This is a genomic window from Bacteroidota bacterium (genome assembly GCA_016718825.1).
Lineage (GTDB): Bacteria > Bacteroidota > Bacteroidia > J057 > JADKCL01 > JADKCL01.
On sequence record JADKCL010000011.1, the window covers coordinates 196640 to 215938 of the forward strand.

Sequence of the window (19299 nt, forward strand, 5' to 3'; positions counted from 1 at the left end):
GTGATAACTTCATACCCAAAATCATGAAATTACCATGCGTGCCGTCATCCAACGAGTGAAACATGCCAACGTCAAGGTTGCAGGGACTACCATCGGCGAAATTGGCCATGGTTTGCTGGTTTTGTTGGGCATTACCCATGACGATGGCTTCAGTGACAACGATTGGATGCTCAAAAAGCTGCTTCAGTTGCGGATTTTCAACGATGCGGATGGAAAAATGAACCTTTCGGTGACGGATGTTGCGGGGAGCATCCTTGTTGTCTCGCAGTTTACGTTGTACGCCGATGCCAAGAAGGGCAACCGTCCGAGTTATATCCGCTCGGCACCGCCTGCCATTTCGATTCCATTGTATGACAATTTCGTCGCCGACCTCCAAGCACGGTTTACCGGCAAGGTAGCTACAGGAGAATTTGGCGCCATGATGGATGTCGAATTGCTCAATGACGGCCCGGTGACGATCATCCTGGACTCACGCCAACAAGATTTTTAGGCATATATGTTTCGCCGACGCACCATATTGAGCCATTTACTTGACCAAGAATATTCTTGGCTCAGGATCATGTTGCTTGCCTTGGGATTACGGCTTACTCTGCTGGGGCTCCTTGCCGACGACCCCTTGGTGGGAGACAGCCTGCAATACCAGCTTGTCGCAGAGAGGCTCGTTCACCAGGGGGAAATTGACACCTATTGGCCGCCCGGCATGCCCTTGTATCTGTCAGGGATCATGAAAGTTTTTGGCGAATCAACGATTTGGCTTCGTTTGGCCATGTTGCCTTGGTTTATTTGGCTCTGCCATCGGTTCTACGCATTGGCCTACCGCCTGCACAGTCGACCTGCTGCAAATCTTGGTTTGCTTCTGCTTGCTGTCTTCCCTGCCATGATCCACCAATCGGTTGAGCCGCTCAGTTATCTTCCCGCAGCAGCCTTGTTGTTGGCACTTTTTGACTTGATGCAACGTTACTTGGATCAGCGACGCCGAGGGCAACTCCTGCGAATGGGCATCTGTTTGGGACTGCTGATCCTTTTCCGACCATCTGCCATGCTTTTCCTTTTCGGTTTGCCCGCCTTGATTTTGATTCGACGGAAAAAATTCCTTCCGGGGCTTACCTTGACTGTTGTGACCTTGCTGGTTGTCGGCAGTTGGGTTTTTGTTGCGAGCCGCGACGCTGGTCGTTGGATACCTGTCAATGAGGCCAATGCACGGAATCTCTACCTTGGCAACAATGCATGGACGCCAGAATACAAAACTTGGTACTATGGTAGTCATTGGACGGGAGATCCGGCCCTGCCGTTGGGGTTCAGGCAACAATTGGACACACTGGATCATCTTCCCGCAAAGGAGCGCGGCAGGGCTTTTACCCGAATGGCGATCCAGGAGATGAAGCAAAATCCAGCCAGATTCTTCTGGCGAACGGGATCGCGCATCCGCACCTTGCTGGCGTTTGACAGCTTTGCGGGAACACGGTTGATCAAGGCAGGAAATGAATCGCCCTACTTGGGCTATGCCGTTTTGGCGATGGACGGCCTGATCTACACCACGATTCTGCTCTGCAGCCTGGCCTTTTTGTTTTCCGCTGCCCGCCGGGAAATGCCGGGTCGCGACATTGCCTTGGTCTCCGGATTCCTGTTCATTTATGCATTGCCCTACTTGTTTTCTTTTTCCCATCCGACCTACCACCTCCCTATGGTGCCGCTGATGCTGCTTTTTGGCAGTATTTGGGGGCAAGTTTTTTTGCATGGCGGCCTCAAAATTCCGGCATTGCGACGTACTTGGCTCACTTGGCTGATCCTCCTTCTGGCATTGGGGATACAGATCGAATGGGTCATTCGGATGGTTTGAACCGATTCCCTTCACCCAAAATCAATAAAAATGACATTGCACGAAGCACAGGAAACCGTGGACCTTTGGATCAAAGAATACGGCGTGCGCTATTTCTCGGAACTCACCAACATGGCGATGTTGACAGAGGAGGTCGGCGAAGTCGCACGCATCATCGCCCGACAATACGGCGACCAAAGCTTCAAGCCCAGCGACCGCGACAAGCAGCTCGACGACGAACTTGCAGACGTGCTATTCGTCTTGATTTGCCTCGCCAACCAAACCGGCATTGATTTGGAGGCAGCATTTCGACGGAACCTTGAGAAAAAAACGGCGCGTGACAGCCATCGACACAAGGACAACGAAAAGCTGCACTAGCCACGTTGCTTTCAACTGTGGTGGAAAAATCCCTGGATTGACCAACATTCGTGGAAAATCCGGACTCCTGTTTCTGTATTTTTGCCGCTTCAAAAGTTCACTCTTTCAAAAAACAACATAAGAAAATGACAATCTTCAACATCTACAGCGGTCAATTGGGCGAGCAACAATTTGCGGTCATTGCCCAGAGCATCGGTTCTACCAAGGATCAGGCTGTCATCGGTTCCAGTTTGATCGTGCCCATCTTGGTGAGCGCCATGGCGCGCAATACGCGTAGCGAAGCCGGTGCAAATGCCCTTGCCAATGAGCTGGACCGCGACCACGACGGCAGCATCCTCACGAAGATCGCGGCACTTTATGCCAATCCCGCGATTGGCCATGGCGATGTGCAGCTTGCTTCAATCTTGGGCAACCACCGCGCCGAGGCAGAACAATTGGTCAGCAAAGAAAGCGGATTGAGTGCCTCTGCGACCACCAAGCTTTTCCTGATCACGACCCCCTTGGTTTTGGGGATGATCGGTATGAAGAAACGTCAAGACAAAATCAATGCTGCGCTTCTTTCCAAAATGCTGAATGACTACGCAGCCATTCACGAGCGTGAGGAAAGCGGCGAAGAAGAGCCACAGGCTGAAGCTTCAGGCATGGGTGGCTTCCTCAACAATATCCCGGGCTTGTCGGGCATTACAAGCAAGCTCGGACCGGTTACCGGCTTGCTCAAAAGCGGAAACTTCTCTGGCATCGGCAAGATGATCACCGGTCTTTTGGACAAGAACCAGGACGGTAGCGTCATGGATGACATCCAGGGCATGGCCGGCGGATTTTTGAGCGGAAAAAAATAGTCTGCTTTCTTGGGCAGCGATGAAGTACGCACCGCAAGGAATTCCATTCTTGCGGTGCGTTTTTTGATCTCCGCATATTGCTTTGTATCCTACATTTGCAACTTCAACCCATTTCGAAGCTATGATCGAAATCCAACCGATTGGCGAATTTTACGAAGTCGATGCAGCCGGCAACCTGATCAATCCATGCTCCATGGACAATATCCCTTTGCCGCAACGCGCCTTGATCAGGGAGTTGGGTATCCAATACAGGATGCATCTGGGCAACAGCTTGCTCGGCCTCTACCTTCGGGGATCGGTTCCGGCGGGCAAGGCCATTCCAGGGGTTTCGGACCTGGATGTTTTGGGGCTGCTGAAATGGCATCCACATCAGCCATTCATTCGCTGGGAAAGGCCAAGTTTTGCGGACGAAGCTGACGATGCATTGCGCAATCATTACCAAAATCTCACCAACATCGACCATGCCATTGCTCACCACGATCCGACCTTCCCTGGCAGAAATCTCAGCGTAAAAATGGTGCTCAAAACCCAATCACTGTGTGTTTGGGGGCAAGATGTCATTCCCGGCATTCCAGACTTCAAAGTTGGCAAAGACCTCTGCATGAATCAAAAATGGGTCGCTCCCATCCTGGATACCTGGAATGACTTGGAAAACGAATGGCCTTCACAGGCCTCCAAAATCGATTTCATCCGCACCTGTTGCAAAACATTGATTCGTTCCGGGTTTGAGTTGATCATGATGGCTGAGGGTAAGTACACCCAAGATCTCTACCCTTGCTACAAGGCATTTTCCAAACATTTTCCAGCCAAGGCGGAATTCATGCGACAGGTTTTGCTCCTGTTCTTGAATCCTGTGGCCATGCAGCACCAAGCCGACAGGATTTTCAATGCCATCGGTCCATGGTTGCGCAACGAAATTGACGTCAAGTCCTAGAATTCCCTTCTGTTCAAGCATTTAGTCGTTGACTTTTGGGCATTCGACGAAATTTTGAATGACTTTTCTCCTTTCCATCCGAATGTTGCATCAGGATTGAAGCTACGCACCTGCTGATCAAGCAGTGGTCTTGCCAAGGTCACTGTAGGTAGATGCTCATACATAGTTGGATTGTTGGATAGATGACCGGATCCCGTTTGGATCCGGTTTTTTTGTGGCCTTTCCTGGGCATGGCAGCATGGATACTTTCCACTCCGCTGCGGTAATCCCCACATTTCCACAATTTTGTCTAAATTGCATTCAGTATCGGTAATCCAAATACTTCAAGCTTCACTTGAAAACGGCAGGTATCTCAAGCTTCATTTTTGCTGCATTCGCAATGTCGGTCTGTCTTTCCGGCTGCGGATCGGATGCCTTGTCGGGCAACAGCAGTGGGGACCAAACCACAAATGGCGCAAATAACCTGCAAGCGGAGACCAAAATGCACGGTTGTCAATTGCCCATTGGTCAAGCCAACCTCGTCATTGATGGCATACCGGTAGATGTTTGGACGCCGTCGGAAAAATATGCCGGGGACGTGCTGGTGTTACATCCCTGGAATGTTTCGAGAAAGGAATGGTGTGTCAAGGCCATGTTGTGCACCAAGGCTGCCGACCGCGGTTTCAGATTGATCATGCCTGAGATGGGTAAGTCCATCTATTCACAAGCTGTCTATCCTGAGACGCGAGAAGACTGGAAAGAATTTCCGACGATGACTTGGGTCAAAGAAACTTTGATTCCAGAATTGCGTGAGCAGCACTGCCTGTTGAAAACCGATGGACAGAACTTTGTCCTTGGCGCATCTGCAGGTGCAAGGGGGGCACTTTTGCTTGCCGAAGAACTACCGTCTTTGTTTGTTGCAGTTGCAGGACTTTCGGGAGATTATAACCCATCCGAACTAAAGGGTGACAACGTTTACCGCGGCTTTTTGGGTGATTTTGAGCAATTTCCGCAGCGCTGGGAGCTCGCAGAAAATGTTGTCGAAGGCTGCGGAGACATCCGCGCATCGGTCTATTTGGGACATGGAAAAGCTGATGACATGGTTTCCTACCAACAAACGCTGCATCTCTATGATCAGTTGAAAGCCAGCAATCCTGAATTGAACATCCGGCTCAATCTTCCGGCCGAGGCGGGCGGGGATTTTGTGTTTTGGGGATCGGAAGTGGGTCATGTCTTCGATTTTTTTGAAAGCATGCAAGCCACGGGTCCTGAAGGTTCCCTTCAATAAGTCGACCTTCAAAAGCCACTTTAGCCTGTACATACAAACATCCTCTTTGCCAATTCTTGTTACGTTTGAGCACATCCCCATTTTCCACGAGCGAATGGGTAAATGCCTTGTTTGCAAATGTCTGGCAGCTGCAAGGCGCTCCGATCTGGAAGATTTCCTTAATTTGGTCCTCAGCTTGCAGGCAAAATCTGCCCTGCGCTTTTGAAATATGTATTCCAATTCATCTCCGTTCCGCATGTTTCGTTTTACTGCCCTCGTTTTGTTGATGTTTTCCGGTTGGTTGTCAGCCCAAGGTGTGAGTGAGCAGTTGCCCACGCCATTCGAGAAAAATGGTCCCAATACATCAGCGACCTACGCCGAAATGATGACCTTTTACAAGGATTTGGCCGCAAAATCCCCGATGGTCAAAATATTTGATGTCGAAAACGGGACCGACGTGGGTCGGCCGCTGCAATTGGTCGTGATCTCGGCAAGCAAGATTTTCAATCCAGTGCCGTTGCGTCAAGCCGACACACGCATCGTCATGATCATGAACGGCATCCACCCTGGCGAGCCGGACGGCATCGACGCGAGCATGATCCTCGCCCGCGACCTTGTTTTGGACAAAATCTATGCGCCCTTGTTGGAGCACATCGTCATCTGCATCATCCCCGCCTACAACATCGACGGCATGATGGTGCGCAACAGCGTGAGCCGCACCAACCAAAACGGCCCGGAGGCCTACGGTTTTCGTGGAAATGGTCAAAACCTTGACCTCAACCGCGATTGTATCAAACAGGATTCAAAAAATGCCCGTGCATTTGCCAAGCTTTATACCGAATGGCGACCCGATGTCTTCATCGACACCCATACCAGCAACGGGGCCGATTATCAGTACATCATGACCTATATCGCTACCATGAAAGACAAGCTCGATCCGGGTTTGGCTGCCTACATGGAAACAACGCTCAATCCTGAGATGACGGCAAAAATGAAGGATGCCAACTACGAAATGTGTCCTTATGTGCAGACGAAGGATTGGGAAGTGCTGCCTGACTCGGGCATCAGCGCCTTCAACGATGCGCCGCGGTACACGACAGGCTACGCCTCGCTGTTTGGCGCGATCGCCTATACCACCGAGGCGCACATGCTCAAGAAATTCGAGGATCGGGTTTACGGCACCTATCAGTTCATCATGCAACTGCTCAAAATCGTGAACCGCGACCGCAAAATCATCGGCCGCCTGCGCAAGGAAGCGATCGAAGCCATCAAGAAGCAATCCGAATACACCCTTCGCTGGAAATTGGATCCCAAAACCAGTCAGAAGCTGAGCTTCAAGGGTTTTACGGCCACCATTTCGCCCAGCACCGTCACCGGATTTCCGCGCATTGCCTATGACGAGACCTTGCCCTTCACCAAAGACATCCCCTTCTACAATAAATACGTCCCCGAAATCACCGTCACGAAACCTATTGCCTACATCATTCCGCAGGCGTGGGATGCCGTGATCGAACGGCTCAAACTCAGCGGTGTGGTGATGCAGCGCCTCAGCGAAGACGTCACGGTGGAGGCGGCCATGTACAAAATCAGCAAGTACAAGTCTGCCGAAAGTCCCTACGAAGGGCATTTCCCCTTGAGCGGGATCGAAGTGAAAAAGGAAACCCAACAAGTGCAGTATTGGGCAGGTGACTATGTCGCCTTCACGGATCAGGAAGCCAACCGCTTTTTGGTCGAAACGTTGGAGCCACAAGGCGTGGACAGCTACCTCTCCTGGAATTTCTTTGATCCGATCCTTTCCCGCAAGGAGTACTTCAGCCCCTATGTGTTTGATTCGGAAGCGCAGCGCCTGCTCGATGCCGAACCCAAACTCAAACTGGAACTTCAGGAGAAAATCAAGTCAGACACCGCTTTCGCCAAGAGCGACTGGGCGCAGATGGATTTTGTCTATCAGCATTCGAAGCACATGGAGCCCGGTTACCTGCGGTATCCGGTGGCAAGGATTGAGAAGAGCACGAAGCTGCCTTTGCCGGGGCACCGTGGGTTGCGGATGCTGTTCGGCCGAGAATTTGCAGAATCGAGGCAGGTGGGCTGATCAAGCAGCCAGAACTCGTTGCGGTCGATTTTTTCGATTTCTTGGACGATGAAGTCGATCAATTCGCGGATATAGGGCTCGGAGAAGTCGAATCGGATGCCTGCGGCGGCATAGACTTCAGGAATTGGCCTTGTATATCCCAACGAAAGCGCATGCATGTAGTCATCCAATCCCTTTTTGGGATCCTTGCGGTAGTTGCGCCATACTGCAATTGCGCCGAGCTGGGCGAGACCGTATTCGATGTAGTAAAAGGGCACATCGTAAACATGGCCCTGCTTCTGCCACAGCGATTGAAGGATGTTTTCGTCGCCAGCCCAGGAAATATAGTCGCCGTGGAAGCGGAGGAAAATATCGGTCCAAGCTTTGTCGCGCTCTGCGACGGTGTGGCCGGGATGGTCATAGACCCAAAATTGAAAGGCATCGATGGCAGCGATCCAAGGAAGCAGCGTCAAGGGCCGCATCAATTGCTCCCTGCGCGCGCGGCGCAACGATTCGGAGTCGGAATAAAACTCACCCAGGAAATCGAGTGTGATCAACTCCATGCTCATCGAGGCCAATTCGGCGAGCTCGGAAGGCATGTGTTTGAACTCGGCGATGTTGATGTGTTGCGTTGCGAATGAATGCTGCGCATGGCCGGCCTCATGCAACATCGTCGTGAGGTCGCTTTGCGTACCGACGGCATTCATGAAAATAAACGGCACGCCGGTCTCGGGCAGCGAATAGTTGTAACCTCCGGGGGCTTTGCCCAATCGTGACTCGAGGTCGAGGTGGCCCATGCTTTGCATCACCCGCAGGTTGTCGGCCATCTGCGGACGCAGGCGGTCGAGAATCCGAATCGACCCTTCGATCAATTCCGATGCGTTTTGGAAGGGATGCAGCGCGTCCTTTCCGAATTCATCGACGTTCAAGTCCCAATGGCGCAAGTCGGGCAGGCCCAAATTTTGTTGGCGCACCCGGCTGCGGGCCACCAATTGGGGTTTGACAACCTTCTCGATGGAATCGTGGAATGCGTAGCAGTCCTTGCGGGTGTAGTCAAACCGACCCAAGGCCTCAAACTTGAAGTCGGCAAACGAATCAAAGCCCGCATTTTTGGCGACCTGCGTCCGCAATTCGAGCAAGTCGCTGAAGAGGTTGTTGAGGCGGTCGCGTTCGGCAATCCTTGCGCCGGTGATTTTGCGCCAGATTTCTTCCCGTCGACTGCGATCCCTTACCTCGAGCAATGCGGCAGCCTTTTGCAGGGTGAGCTTCTGTCCGTCCTCTTCGATGAAAAAGCTGCTGGCGATTTCGTCGAATTCGCGGCTGCGTTTCCTGATTTCTGTGCTGAGCGGGACGTTGGCCTCGCGGAAGAGCTCGATGCGCTTGATCACGCTGCGCGTGAGCACGAGGTATTTTTGCGGATCGAGTTGATGAAACGCTGGCGAATCGTAGAGTTTCTTTAGCAATTCATTCGCCTGAATCGACAATTGCGGCAAAATCTCGGAACTGAACTGATCGTAAAGCTTGCGGATGGGTTCGCTCGTCGTGTCGCAAGTCATGTGAATAAACCGCCACGCCTTGTCCTCATCGACGACAAAACCGAGTTCGGATGACATTTCCAGCCATCGCTCCACATCGGCCACGGTGTCGAGCGGCATTTCGGCCAATTGCTGGAAATAGGGTGCGAGGTGCTCCCAATCGGTGACTTTGAAATCGACCGCAACAAAGCTGCGGGTTTTCTTCTGAGGGGGTTGAACAGTGATTGCCATTGCGCTTGTAACAATCGGGCAAAAGTACTTAAATTGAGCCAGATTCACAATCAACGCCAACCTGCTTGCCAATTCCCATGACGATCATGGTCAATGACATAGCAGCGGCGTCCAACAGGAGTCTCAAACCAGAATGGATCGCTTAAAATCACTGTATTTCTGCTTGTCCCCTTCCGAGAAGAAGGCGATTCGCAATTACCTCGAAGCCTTTCACCAAAAGGGAGAAAACAAGTCCCTGGAATTCCTCAAGCTGCTCGACCATCAGCCCGACATCAACCATGAATCCGCCTCTCAAAAGCTGTATGCCGATCCGCGTTCCAAGGCATTCATCATGATGAAAACCCGGCTCTCCGATCGTTTGACGGAGTTCCTCACCTTGTCATTCAATCCTGAGGCCGGCAAACGGGACCGCAATGCCTCCTACCATCAAGACCTGATCGAATACCGCAAATGCATGCTTTATGCCGCCTCTTTGCAGGAGCGGCAACTTTACGCCATTGCCTTGGAGTGGCTCGAAAAAGCCCGCGAGTTGGCCGTCAAGTGCAATACGCCCGAATTGGAGGTAGATACCTTGATTCGCATGCGCGGATTGGACCGCAGTGGAAACGACAAATTCGAGGAATTGAGCATTCAAATTCAGCGGGCGCTCAAGCAGCAAGAATGTGACATCAATGCCACGGGTTTGATGCGCAAATTCATGACACTCAACGGTGGTCAAATCGGGGGAGACGAAGCCAGAATTGCCTTTCTCGAAGCCCACCTTCCCGCACTCGAGGAATCCCTGCGTCAAGTTTACAGCGTGCGGGCCGACTATTTCGTGCAAATGATGAGAGTCCATCTCTGTTATCTCACGCGGCGGCTCGATGAGGGTCGGGATTTCGCGAAGAAGGGATTGGAAATTCTCACGCACCACGAAGGGATCCGCAGTCCGTTGCGCATGGCAGACAGTTTGTTCCAGCTTGGCAGACTGGAATTACAGGGTCAGGCCTTTGCCGATGCGTGGACGTCATTTGAGAAGGCGCGTGCGTTCCAGACCGAAGAATCTCGTGCCTATCTGAGCACTTCCATTTTCATGCTTTATTGTTTGATCCATTTGCAGGATCTGCCCAAGGCGAATCAACTGATCGCCGATATCCAAACGGGACCCGCTTTGAAGGCCGCTGGCAAAAATGCATTGATACAAGGCTTGTTTACCTATCTCCGTGCCTGTGTCAAATTCGGGCAGGGTGCGTTGAAGGATGCTTGGATGCTTGTTCAGGATTGTCAGGAGTTTGGGTTGGACAAGGAAGCTTGGCTGACGGCGATTCGGCTCTTTGAAATCATGATCTTGGTGGATAAAAACGAGCCCGACATTGCCTCACAGAAGCTGGAAAGCCTCCGCAAGCACATGAGCAGGTACACGCCCGATGCACGCATGAAGGCTTGTTTCAAAATGTTGATGGCCCAAGAGCGTACAGGTTTTGCCTTTGGTCAGATTCAAGATGAAGCCAATCAACTGGAAAATTTGCGAACCAATCTTTATTGGGATCCGATCGGGCAAGAGGTCATTCGCTTCGACGAATGGTACCGCGCTCGGCGCGCCCGCAAATCTAAGTAAACCTTCAAACGCCCAAACGCGTCCGGATTTCTGCTTCCAATTCAGCAAGGTCGGCGACCTGCGGCACGCGATGGTGCTGACAAACAATGTCCACATTCCCTTTGCGCCAGAATCCTTCCGGGCAGCAGACAATCAACTTCCCTGATCGCGCATGCAAGCCCAACTCCAGCAGGGAAACCGGACTTTTGGTTGCCGGATCCAAATACATCACAATCAATTCGGCGCGCTCCATGCCCTGCAGTTCCCAAAGTACTTGTTCACGGAATGCGGGTTCATCGGCGGCTTGCCGCCAATTGCTGTCCCAATCCAATCGGCGCGGATTGAGCAAGATCAATTCGGTGTTTTGGAGATTTTCAGAAAGGGCGTCTTGCCAGGGCGCGGCAAGTCCCATTTCGATGCTGCCGGCCAAAAAGACAGCGATGCCTTCGCTGGGAACGGCTTCCGGTGGTCGGATAATTCTCATTGTGTAAATTTAACACAATTGGCGAATTCTCCTTCATTTCCTTTGGATTCCGATTCGGCAGCGAAGGTCATTCTCCCTCACCCAAAATGCGGTAGCTCAACGCCAAGCCCTTGACCACGCTTTCAAAATCATCGCCTGAACGCAGTTTCTCAGCGCCGAATCTGGCCGCAAGCCTTTCACGAACGGGACGCACAAGCGAGGTTCCACCCGTCAAAAAGACGACATCCACCTGATCGGCCACGACGCCTTGCTTCTCTAAAAATGCCCCCAAATACCCGTCAATGCGGTCGAGGTCCTCTTGGATGATCTCCTCGGAAAATGCTTGCAGGCTGATCTTCTCCTTGAACCGAATGCCCTCCATGTTCACCTGAAACACCGCCGAATTTTGCGTCGAAAGCGCAATTTTGGTCGCTTCGATCTGCTGGAAAACTTGGTAGGTGAGGTTTTTTTCGACCAAGGTCTTCAGGTTTTGCAGTTCGGGGCGCTTGCCTGTGAAGTGGTAGTAGTCGTCGATGTCGTTGCGAATCTTGACCGAGTCAAAGAAGTTCATCTTGTCCCAGTAGCAGATGTTGTGGAAGAATGTGATCGGCAACGGCAGCCATTTGCCGGGTTGGCTTTGGAAATTGAGCCCGCGGCCAAAGTGCGGCGTGCCCCGCTCCCACATGATCGCCGAGTCAAAAGAATCCCCGCCGATGTAAATGCCGCCTTTCGCGCGCATATCTGCCGAACGGTCACGCAGGAGCGCACGCGCCGGGTTCAGGCGCATGAGGCTGAAGTCGGATGTGCCCCCGCCAAAGTCGGCGACGAGCACTTGTGTCTCCCCGGCCAAGCTGCCTTCGTAGGTAAACGCCGCTCCGATCGGCTCAAACTGAAAGAAATATTTTTCGAAGCCCGCGATTTGGACGGCTTTGGCGAGCCTTGCCTGTGCGAGGGCGTCGCGCTCAGGGTCTTCGTCAAAGATCACCGGCCTCCCGATGACAGCGGTCGTTACCGATTCACCGACCCAAGCATCAGCCTCGGCTTTGAGTGCGGTGAGCAGCAGGGCGACCAAATCCTCGGCGGTATAACGTTTCGAGCCGATTTTAGTGTCACGGAAGCGGTTGTTGGGCAGGATGCGCTTGACCGACTTCATGAACCGCCCCCGCATTTCGCTGGCAATATACCCCTCGATCGCGGCGCGGCCGACAAGGGATTCGCCGCCGGACTCAGGAAAAAACAGGACCGAAGGAATGCTCAGAACCTTGACAATCTCATGCCGCTCCACATCCAGAACGGCCAACGCCGAGTTGCTCGTGCCAAAGTCGATGCCGTAGATGTAGCGGGCCATGGGCGAATTTTGGGTCAAAAGGACGGCAAAGATAGGGTTGTTTGGAGGGGAAACAAGATTCGGATTCAGATGTGGCCAAGGCAACCAAGCGAGAACACCTATTCCTCACATTCCTCCACAGGCTCCTCGTAGCAATTTTGCCAGACCTCGTAGGTGCATTTGCGGCAAAATTGGACTTGGCCGGTCTCGGTGTTGCGTTCCTTGAGGAATTCATAGACTTCGATGTCTTGCAATTGCTCCTTGACGATGGCTTTGGCGAGCAATTGACCGGGGAGAACGAGGGCGATCCAGAGGAGCGTCGCCGTGGCCAAGTGCATTTTGGGGGCCGGTTTGGTCTGGAGAATCGTTTCCACGCGGTGGCGCAGGCGGCTGCCCTTGAAAAATTGGAGCGGCGCAAAGGCTTCGCCCGTCTTCATGCGCAGGAGCAGGCCCGCATAATGCTTGCGCCCACCCGTATGTGCGACCGCGTAGGCATCGGCGGCATATTCGCTGAGGAGCTCGAGTTCCTTGGAGATGAAATAAAACACGGGATTGACCCACCAAATCAGCTGCAACACGGCAAGGAAGATCTTTTCCCAGGAATTTGCCTGACGGATGTGGCTGTATTCATGGAGCAAAACGGCTTGCTGATCCAAGGCGGGCATTTGATCGAGGGATTCGCTCCAGAAAATGTATTTGCCGCCCAATCGAAGGGAGGCTGCCGACAAGCCGGGCATGTCGCGCACGATGCGCACTTGTTTGCCGTCGATGTCAAGCCATTCCGCTGCGTGGCGGCGCGTTTGCACCATCAACCGGCCGAGCTGCACGAAAATGCGCAAGGTGAGCAGGAAGCCGAATCCGGTGAGCAGGGCAAGCAGCACCATTTGGTGGCGCAGCAGGAAGTCGTAGACCAAACTTGTTTGGTAGAGGATCACGTCGCCGGCATGCGGCTTGGCGCAATGGCAAAAATCCTGCACGCTTGTCGCACCGACCGGCACCGGACTGATGAAGGTCTTGCCTTCGGAGGCCTTGGCATCTTGCTGAACGGTGATGTGGCGGTAATTGGTCTGGGTAAATGGCGGCGTCAGTGGCAAGACCAGACTCACGGTGAGCACGAGCCAAAGGACGATGCGGCGGGACAAAAACGAAGGCCGGAATTGACGCAGGAGCAAATAGGCACCGATGCCCATCCAAGAGAGCAAAATCGTAGAGAAGATATAGCTCAACAAGCTCATTCGGCCTCGTCGATCATTTTGCGGATGGCATCCAATTCCTTGCTGGAAATGTCCTCGTTGTCCACCAAGGTCGAAACCATGGAGGTGACATTGCCCGAGAACACATTTTGCAGCACGGATTTCATGAGATTTTTCTGGTATTCCTCGCGCTTGACCAATGGAAAATACTGGTGAGAGCGGCCAAACGCCTCGTGGGATACGAAACCTTTCTCCTCAAGGATGCGCACCACCGTCGAAATCGTATTGTAGGCGGGTTTGGGTTCGTGGGGCCATTCATCGACCACGGCCTTGACAAACGCCTTTTCGCGGTCCCAAAGCTGGTTCATCACCTGCAATTCCAACCCTGTCAATAGCTTCTTGCTCATGTGTTTCCGTCGTGAACTACAAATATAGTTTGTTTGGGGATGGTTGGCAAGGGGGAGGTGGTCAGCACATTTGATTTCTAGGACAATTGCCGTCCAATCCATTATTAACCAGCAGTTTGTTCGTCCTTTACTCCCCGTTCCCGCTTGTTTTTGGCCTTTTGCTGTTTGAAGTATTCTGAAAGTTGTTTTTCATCATCCGCCGTCAACCGATGGGTTTGGCTGCCGATAAATTCGACTTCAAGTTCAAGTACTTTCTTTTTCATTTTCATTCCTCTTTAAAATATTTACCAATCAAAAATTTACAAATTATTCCCATTCGCTGCGTGATTTCGTCCGACGACGTGTTTGATTGACATTTCCCTCCGAAAACGCTTCCTGACCCCACGGTTGAATTCGGTACAGCCATTCTCTCGCGTCAACATTGCGTCCTTTGCTAACCTTGGCGTTCTTTGCGTTTTCCTCGATTGCTCTTAAACGCAAAGCTCGCAAAGGGTTCGCAAAGAACGCCGAGCATTGGTTCAAACCGATTAAATTCACCAACCAACTTTTAGAAAATGAAAAACGGAGTCTGCATCAAGTGTAAAAGTACGAAAGTCAACAAGGTGAAAACCCAAGACCGTGGGCAGGAAAGCTTTTTCGGTTCCTCGGAGTTACATGTCGTCCATGAGGTGTATGATCCAACTAGAATTTTCTTTTCAGACCGGTCTGTCCACTATGTTTTGGAGGCTTGGGCTTGCTTCGAATGCGGATATGTAGAATCCTATATGCGGCTGCCCTAATCGCCTTTCTTAGCTTGAAACGGGAATAGACGACTGCAAAAGTCGCCTAACCCCAATTTTGCTGGACAGAACTTACTCCACCACTTCACCTTCAAATGCCAGGATGACATTCTTGGGATCCGTGTTGGCGGTAATGGTGACCGTTTTGCTGAACGTTCCAACGGTCTTTGCGCCATATTCGGCTTCGATATAGCCGGATTCACCCGGCTTGACGGGGTCTTTGGTGTAATCCGTGGCCGTACAGCTGCAGGCAGGTTTGACGGTTTCCAAAATAAGATCTGCAGTTCCGGTGTTGGTGAAGGTGAACCGGTGCCTGACAGGCACATCCTTTTGGACTTGGCCAAATTTGAAGGAGGTTTCGGCGAAGGCGATCGAGGTCACAGCGGGAGCAGCCTCATCCGAGACGGTGGTCACGGGAATTGGGTCAGTGATTTTTGCGCCAGCCGTTTCCTGTTGGCAGGATGCGAGCAAAGCGGCGGGAAGGAGCAAGGCAAGAAGAAACTGTTTCATTTTCATAAGACGAAGTGTTTTTTAACCTGCAACAAATCTAAAACTAAATTCATAGTTGTGCAACTATTGTTTTAGTTTATTAACAATTGCCTTGGCCCATTCGCAACAAAACATCCCCCGGCTGGTTTTTCAGTTTCTATCTTTGCTCTCATGAAAACCAGGACGGAAAATACTCCCGCTGAAAAACTCGCACGCCTCATCATCGTGGGTGACCGCGTGCTGATCAAACCGAAAGCCGAAACCGAACGCACGAAAACTGGATTGTTTTTGCCGCCGGGAGTCGAAGAAAAAGAGGAAATTGGCTGGGGATGGATCATGAAAATCGGTCCGGGCTACCCGATACCAGTGCCGACCGACGATAGCCTCGAGCCCTGGAAAGAGGCAGACGAACGGATCAAATATGTGCCGCTGCAAACCAAGGTTGGGGATTTGGCCATCTTCTTAAAGCGCGCTGCCTTTGAAGTCATCTACGAAGACGAAAAATATTTCATCGTGCCACAGGGTTCGATCTTGATGCTCGAACGCGACGAGGATTTGATCAATTAACCATCCCATGAAAACAACAATTCATATTGCCACGAGTCTCGACGGTTTTGTCGCCGACGCTGCCAACAGCGTACATTGGCTGGAAAGCCTTTCCTCCGATATTGGTGTTTTTGAACGCATTTTGCCGTTTATGCAGGCTGTCGATGGCGTCGTCTTGGGCCGCAAAACCTACGAAGCCGCATTGGAATACGGGGAATGGCCCTACCGCAAAAAACAATGTTTGGTCGTGACGAGTTCGACGGCGCAACCTACCACGCCGGACACGTATTTCATTCGCCCGGAAGAAGTGATGGACAAGGCGAATGCATTGGGCATCCAACACCTGTGGGTGGTCGGCGGCGGGCAATTGAATGGCTACATGGTCGAGCAAGGCTGGATTGACGAATTGATCGTCACCGTTTCGCCGATCGTCTTGGGCAATGGTCAACCGTTGATGGCTTCGCTGGGAAAACATACGCTCTTGCAATTGTTTGATCTCTATCCGCTGCCGGATGGTTTCATCGAGCTGAGTTATAGACTTCAACGCACCTAAGGCGCATTCCTCCAACAATACTTGGAATGGAATCTCCCCTTTGCATTCGTTTTGCAAGAAAAACCATTCCTCGCTAACTTTCCGCTCATTCTCAAGGCGATGCCCAAAAATTGATGCGCAAAATCTTACTGACACTCTTGTTATGCCTGCCCTTCGCCACAGCTTGGACACAGGTTCCGGAATATGACTATTTCCCAGCAAGCCATTGCCAGGCGCTTGGCATCCGCACAGTAACGGTCTATCAGTCCAATGTGGACTCTGCAAGTGCGCGTTCCACAACTGGAAAGTCCATTCGCTTGGCAAAAAACATCGATCGTCAAATCACCTTTGATGCTGAGGGAAGACGGGTCAAGCTCGTGAAGTTCATTCGCGGAGGTGCGATGGTCCAGCAAGAAATCAATTTCCAATACGCTGCGTACGGGCTGCTCGAATCTGAAACGCTACGCCTGTATCATACCAACAACGCAGATTCGACAAAGCTCATCCAAAGCCGTGAAAAGGTGTACTACCATGACAATTTCGGCATACTGAACGCAACGGCAAACTATCTCCTATCAGGAACGAAGCGCACTCTGGTCGACAGCACAACGATTGAATTGGATTCCGAGGCGCGCATTTCCAAGGAATCCGTTTTTGTTCCCGAATCCAAACAAAAGCCGCAACTGGTAAAGTCCTACGCCTACCAAGACAACAAGATCGTCGTCACGACACTGATCGAAGGTCAAGTCAGCAACCGTGATGAACATCTGCTTCGGGACCAGTGGTTTTCCGTTCAGGAGTTAAACTTTGCCGCAAATGAACCTACGCCACGTTTGGAGACACAAAACAAATATGACGCAAACAACCGATTGGTTGAGATTCGCTACCTCCCGGATTGGAAACACTTTGTTCCTGCAGAAACCGTGGTCCTGCGCAAAAACACCTTTGACAAACAGGGGCGGCTCACCGAGGCACGACTCGAATACGCAGACGGAAAAGCGACCTTGGAGCTGTATGATTACAGCAACGAAACCGATGAATGAGCCTGTCAACGGCAAAATCACCAGCGAAAGGCATTGATTTTAGCTTATTTTCTTAACTTGGTGCAATGCGAAACTTCATTTGCTTGATCATCCTGCTTGCCGGTCTGGACCTGCAAGCGCAAGTATTTCTGCCTGGCAAGCTCATCACATCCGATGGCGACACCCTTGTTGGGCTTGTTGCTGAACAAGGAGGCATCACTTGGTCGTACAAAGAATCCAAAAATGCCGCGGTACATATCTATACGCGTCGTCAAATTGTGGGCTTTCAACGCAAGGATGAGGTCTATGAGGAGCACGTGATCGAGGTGCTGCGCGGGAAGTTTCCTGAGCGCGTCAAGGACTTTGTCCTCGTCGTCGAGGAAGGGCAAGTGCGTTTGCTGCGGTATGACGGTGTCGGCATTTTCGGAAGCGACCACACCTGCTACTTTCTTCACGAAAAAGAAATGGCAAGCCCTTTGCGGGTAAATGTGGACGCTGCCAACTTCCGCGTACAAATGCGGCAATACTTTGGCGACTATGCCGAGTTGGCCGAGAAAATCAAATCCAAGGAGCTCGGCTACGACAAGATCCAGGAAATCGTGCAGATTTACAATGCTTGGTACAAGCTGCAGCCGCATGATGACGAATTCAAGCCCACTGAAAAGGAGCCTGCTGCCGAAAAGCCCGTCAAGGAAAAGAAACCCAAGAAGGAAAAAGAAGACAAGGAAGACGCCTCTTCCGAGGACTGATCGGCACTTCGCATTCTGACCAATTCTTGAATCACCTTGGCTTCCCCACCGAAAAAGCCCTCGCGCGTCCGTAGACTGCTTGCCCGCTCCCTTTACATTTTGGGCGTACTTTTGGTGCTCGGCATCGCTGGCGAATTGACAGCGCGCTTCATGGGTTTCCGTCCATGGACGGAAACCATCCAAACCATCTCCATCCAACCGGCAGGCAGCTTTTACCAAGCAGATTCTACATTGGGTTACCGTGGGAAACCTGGAAAATTCGACCTTTCGATCAACAACAAACTTCCCTTTTCCGTCACGCATGACTCCACTGGATGGCGCATTAGCAGCCCACACTCGATGCCCGACAGCCTTCCCGAAATCTGGATTCTCGGCTGCAGCTTCACGCATGGGTACGGAGTGAATGACATGGAAACCTATCCCGCGCAACTGCAAGAATTGATGCCCGGCTACCGCGTGCGCAATTTCGGAATGGATGGCTATGGTACATTTCAAAACTGGATGACCCTGAGACACGAGCTTGCCAAGGGACAAAAACCCGCATTGGTCGTTCTCGCCTACGGCGCGTTCCATGATCAGCGCAACACCGCCAACCGTTACTGGCGCAAAGCGCTCCACGGTCAGCAAATCGCAGAAGGTCTGCGCTACCCCTACATCCGCCTCGACGAAAACGATTCGCTCCATGTACACTACGCACAACTCCAATACCATCCGCTACCGTTACAACGCCATCTCGCCCTTCCTTCCTTGATCGAGGAACGCTGGAACCGCAACGAAGACAAGGGCTTGCGCAGCAAGTACGTCACCGAAATTCTCATCCGGCGCATTGCGGAGGCAAGTCATCAGGCAGGTGCACATTTTGTGCTTGCAGGCATCTACCGCCATGAAGAAACCACCAGCATGCTGCGCATCTTTCACCTTGATCGCCTTCACACGGTCGATATCAGTGAAAATTTGGAAAGGCCCCTCCTTCGGATCTCGCTCGACAATGGTCATCCCAACCCGATCGCCCATCAGCTGATGGCCGTTTCACTGAAGAAATATCTGGAACAGAAGGTACTTAAGTAAGCGCTGCGGCGGATTCATTTTGCTTGGAAAGGCTTGAAGCCTTGTATGTGCGGGTCAATGCATCTATTTTCGCCTTTCTAGAAAATTCAATGCTC

21 protein-coding genes are annotated in these 19299 nt (G+C 51.8%); 14 read left to right on the plus strand and 7 right to left on the minus strand.

What is annotated here, in order from left to right; genetic code table 11:
- Positions 1-34 precede the first annotated feature (34 nt).
- The 7 genes from IPN95_14755 to IPN95_14785 all read left to right on the plus strand — a co-directional run bounded on the left by IPN95_14755 (position 35) and on the right by IPN95_14785 (position 7308).
- Positions 35-490 carry a D-tyrosyl-tRNA(Tyr) deacylase gene (locus tag IPN95_14755; GenBank protein MBK9450634.1) on the plus strand — a complete coding sequence of 152 codons (456 nt, stop codon included), beginning with the start codon at positions 35-37 and terminating at the stop codon, positions 488-490.
- 27 nt (positions 491-517) lie between these two features.
- Positions 518-1840: a glycosyltransferase family 39 protein gene (locus IPN95_14760; GenBank protein MBK9450635.1), complete on the plus strand. Its 1323-nt coding sequence runs from the start codon at positions 518-520 to the stop codon at positions 1838-1840.
- A gap of 30 nt (positions 1841-1870) precedes the next feature.
- On the plus strand, positions 1871-2197 hold the full coding sequence (locus IPN95_14765) for a nucleotide pyrophosphohydrolase (GenBank protein ID MBK9450636.1): 327 nt from the start codon (positions 1871-1873) through the stop codon (positions 2195-2197).
- 125 nt (positions 2198-2322) lie between these two features.
- Positions 2323-3036, plus strand: coding sequence for a DUF937 domain-containing protein (locus tag IPN95_14770; GenBank protein MBK9450637.1), 714 nt, complete (start codon positions 2323-2325; stop codon positions 3034-3036).
- Positions 3037-3157: 121 nt separating this feature from the next.
- Positions 3158-3970, plus strand: a complete 813-nt coding sequence (locus IPN95_14775; protein MBK9450638.1) for a hypothetical protein — start codon at positions 3158-3160, stop codon at positions 3968-3970.
- A gap of 379 nt (positions 3971-4349) precedes the next feature.
- Positions 4350-5237: a hypothetical protein gene (locus IPN95_14780; protein MBK9450639.1), complete on the plus strand. Its 888-nt coding sequence runs from the start codon at positions 4350-4352 to the stop codon at positions 5235-5237.
- A 235-nt stretch (positions 5238-5472) separates the two neighbouring features.
- Positions 5473-7308: a hypothetical protein gene (locus IPN95_14785; protein MBK9450640.1), complete on the plus strand. Its 1836-nt coding sequence runs from the start codon at positions 5473-5475 to the stop codon at positions 7306-7308.
- Here IPN95_14785 and IPN95_14790 read toward each other — a convergent pair.
- Positions 7191-9053, minus strand: coding sequence for a M3 family oligoendopeptidase (locus IPN95_14790; protein ID MBK9450641.1), 1863 nt, complete (start codon positions 9051-9053; stop codon positions 7191-7193). The genes IPN95_14785 and IPN95_14790 overlap by 118 nt on opposite strands.
- A gap of 133 nt (positions 9054-9186) precedes the next feature.
- On the opposite strand from IPN95_14790, the gene IPN95_14795 reads away from it, so the two are divergent.
- Positions 9187-10650: a hypothetical protein gene (locus IPN95_14795; GenBank protein MBK9450642.1), complete on the plus strand. Its 1464-nt coding sequence runs from the start codon at positions 9187-9189 to the stop codon at positions 10648-10650.
- 4 nt (positions 10651-10654) lie between these two features.
- Here the strand turns inward: IPN95_14795 and IPN95_14800 are convergent, their stop codons facing one another.
- From IPN95_14800 to IPN95_14820, 5 genes are all read right to left on the minus strand, one after another.
- Positions 10655-11113 carry a nucleoside 2-deoxyribosyltransferase domain-containing protein gene (locus IPN95_14800; GenBank protein MBK9450643.1) on the minus strand — a complete coding sequence of 153 codons (459 nt, stop codon included), beginning with the start codon at positions 11111-11113 and terminating at the stop codon, positions 10655-10657.
- Between the two features lie 67 nt (positions 11114-11180).
- Positions 11181-12440, minus strand: a complete 1260-nt coding sequence (locus tag IPN95_14805) for an Hsp70 family protein (protein ID MBK9450644.1) — start codon at positions 12438-12440, stop codon at positions 11181-11183.
- A gap of 98 nt (positions 12441-12538) precedes the next feature.
- Complete coding sequence (locus tag IPN95_14810; protein MBK9450645.1) at positions 12539-13654, minus strand: M56 family metallopeptidase; 1116 nt, start codon at positions 13652-13654, stop codon at positions 12539-12541.
- The gene (locus tag IPN95_14815) at positions 13651-14019 is read right to left on the minus strand and encodes a BlaI/MecI/CopY family transcriptional regulator (protein ID MBK9450646.1); all 369 of its coding nucleotides are present in this window, start codon (positions 14017-14019) and stop codon (positions 13651-13653) included. Before IPN95_14815 ends, IPN95_14810 begins: the two co-directional genes overlap by 4 nt.
- A gap of 104 nt (positions 14020-14123) precedes the next feature.
- The gene (locus tag IPN95_14820; protein MBK9450647.1) at positions 14124-14282 is read right to left on the minus strand and encodes a hypothetical protein; all 159 of its coding nucleotides are present in this window, start codon (positions 14280-14282) and stop codon (positions 14124-14126) included.
- Positions 14283-14573: 291 nt separating this feature from the next.
- Between IPN95_14820 and IPN95_14825 the strand changes: the two genes are divergently transcribed.
- Positions 14574-14798, plus strand: a complete 225-nt coding sequence (locus tag IPN95_14825) for a hypothetical protein (protein MBK9450648.1) — start codon at positions 14574-14576, stop codon at positions 14796-14798.
- A gap of 72 nt (positions 14799-14870) precedes the next feature.
- Here the strand turns inward: IPN95_14825 and IPN95_14830 are convergent, their stop codons facing one another.
- On the minus strand, positions 14871-15308 hold the full coding sequence (locus tag IPN95_14830) for a DUF1573 domain-containing protein (GenBank protein MBK9450649.1): 438 nt from the start codon (positions 15306-15308) through the stop codon (positions 14871-14873).
- 150 nt (positions 15309-15458) lie between these two features.
- On the opposite strand from IPN95_14830, the gene IPN95_14835 reads away from it, so the two are divergent.
- The 5 genes from IPN95_14835 to IPN95_14855 all read left to right on the plus strand — a co-directional run bounded on the left by IPN95_14835 (position 15459) and on the right by IPN95_14855 (position 19204).
- Complete coding sequence (locus tag IPN95_14835) at positions 15459-15854, plus strand: co-chaperone GroES (GenBank protein MBK9450650.1); 396 nt, start codon at positions 15459-15461, stop codon at positions 15852-15854.
- A gap of 7 nt (positions 15855-15861) precedes the next feature.
- The gene (locus tag IPN95_14840; protein ID MBK9450651.1) at positions 15862-16386 is read left to right on the plus strand and encodes a dihydrofolate reductase family protein; all 525 of its coding nucleotides are present in this window, start codon (positions 15862-15864) and stop codon (positions 16384-16386) included.
- 113 nt (positions 16387-16499) lie between these two features.
- Positions 16500-17408 carry a hypothetical protein gene (locus IPN95_14845; GenBank protein MBK9450652.1) on the plus strand — a complete coding sequence of 303 codons (909 nt, stop codon included), beginning with the start codon at positions 16500-16502 and terminating at the stop codon, positions 17406-17408.
- Between the two features lie 65 nt (positions 17409-17473).
- A complete protein-coding gene (locus IPN95_14850) occupies positions 17474-18136 on the plus strand; it encodes a hypothetical protein (protein ID MBK9450653.1) in 663 nt (220 codons plus the stop codon).
- A gap of 99 nt (positions 18137-18235) precedes the next feature.
- Entirely contained in the window at positions 18236-19204 is a 969-nt protein-coding gene (locus tag IPN95_14855) for an SGNH/GDSL hydrolase family protein (GenBank protein MBK9450654.1), read from the plus strand.
- Positions 19205-19299 lie beyond the last annotated feature (95 nt).

Coding starts and splice junctions, on each gene's coding strand:
- IPN95_14755 (MBK9450634.1), top strand. CDS start 35: ATGCGTGCCGTCATCCAACGAGTGAAACATGCCAACGTCAAGGTTGCA.
- IPN95_14765 (MBK9450636.1), top strand. CDS start 1,871: ATGACATTGCACGAAGCACAGGAAACCGTGGACCTTTGGATCAAAGAA.
- IPN95_14770 (MBK9450637.1), top strand. CDS start 2,323: ATGACAATCTTCAACATCTACAGCGGTCAATTGGGCGAGCAACAATTT.
- IPN95_14775 (MBK9450638.1), top strand. CDS start 3,158: ATGATCGAAATCCAACCGATTGGCGAATTTTACGAAGTCGATGCAGCC.
- IPN95_14780 (MBK9450639.1), top strand. CDS start 4,350: ATGTCGGTCTGTCTTTCCGGCTGCGGATCGGATGCCTTGTCGGGCAAC.
- IPN95_14785 (MBK9450640.1), top strand. CDS start 5,473: ATGTTTCGTTTTACTGCCCTCGTTTTGTTGATGTTTTCCGGTTGGTTG.
- IPN95_14790 (MBK9450641.1), bottom strand. CDS start 9,053: ATGGCAATCACTGTTCAACCCCCTCAGAAGAAAACCCGCAGCTTTGTT.
- IPN95_14795 (MBK9450642.1), top strand. CDS start 9,187: ATGGATCGCTTAAAATCACTGTATTTCTGCTTGTCCCCTTCCGAGAAG.
- IPN95_14800 (MBK9450643.1), bottom strand. CDS start 11,113: ATGAGAATTATCCGACCACCGGAAGCCGTTCCCAGCGAAGGCATCGCT.
- IPN95_14805 (MBK9450644.1), bottom strand. CDS start 12,440: ATGGCCCGCTACATCTACGGCATCGACTTTGGCACGAGCAACTCGGCG.
- IPN95_14810 (MBK9450645.1), bottom strand. CDS start 13,654: ATGAGCTTGTTGAGCTATATCTTCTCTACGATTTTGCTCTCTTGGATG.
- IPN95_14815 (MBK9450646.1), bottom strand. CDS start 14,019: ATGAGCAAGAAGCTATTGACAGGGTTGGAATTGCAGGTGATGAACCAG.
- IPN95_14820 (MBK9450647.1), bottom strand. CDS start 14,282: ATGAAAAAGAAAGTACTTGAACTTGAAGTCGAATTTATCGGCAGCCAA.
- IPN95_14825 (MBK9450648.1), top strand. CDS start 14,574: ATGAAAAACGGAGTCTGCATCAAGTGTAAAAGTACGAAAGTCAACAAG.
- IPN95_14830 (MBK9450649.1), bottom strand. CDS start 15,308: ATGAAACAGTTTCTTCTTGCCTTGCTCCTTCCCGCCGCTTTGCTCGCA.
- IPN95_14835 (MBK9450650.1), top strand. CDS start 15,459: ATGAAAACCAGGACGGAAAATACTCCCGCTGAAAAACTCGCACGCCTC.
- IPN95_14840 (MBK9450651.1), top strand. CDS start 15,862: ATGAAAACAACAATTCATATTGCCACGAGTCTCGACGGTTTTGTCGCC.
- IPN95_14845 (MBK9450652.1), top strand. CDS start 16,500: ATGCGCAAAATCTTACTGACACTCTTGTTATGCCTGCCCTTCGCCACA.
- IPN95_14850 (MBK9450653.1), top strand. CDS start 17,474: ATGCGAAACTTCATTTGCTTGATCATCCTGCTTGCCGGTCTGGACCTG.